The 480-nt window shown below is 39.6% G+C and carries 1 pseudogene; it reads left to right on the forward strand.

Going from position 1 to position 480, the window contains the following annotated elements:
* Window positions 1-480: pseudogene (locus Q1A15_RS20930) on the forward strand (PKD domain protein); the annotation flags it as partial.

Below are 480 nucleotides of genomic sequence, written 5' to 3' on the forward strand. Positions count from 1 at the left end.
CGTAGATGCATCAGGAATGGAGTTTATCCATTTAGATGTTTGGACACCAAATATTACAGCGTTCCGATTAAAGTTAGTTGATTTTAAAGGAGACGGATTTGCAGGAGCCAATGGAGATACCGAAGCAGAATTATCATTCACTCCAACTCAAGGGGAATGGGTTTCTTTAGATATTCCATTGTCTGATTTTTCAGCAGCCGGTATGACAGACTTTTCAGACATCAGTCAATACATTATTTCAAGCGATCCAAGTGGAGCAGGTATTGTTTTTATAGACAATGTTTACTTCTGGAAAAATCCGACAAATACGACAAGTCAATCTGTAGAAGATTTTGAAGGCACAGCGCCAGCATTTACAAGTTTTGGAGGAGCAGGAGTAGAAGTAGTGACGAATCCAGATATGAGTGGAATCAATACTACTGCTAATGTTGCACGATTAACAAAAGGTAACGGATCAGAAGTTTGGGCAGGAGGATTCTT

The organism is uncultured Tenacibaculum sp. (genome assembly GCF_947495995.1).
GTDB lineage: Bacteria > Bacteroidota > Bacteroidia > Flavobacteriales > Flavobacteriaceae > Polaribacter.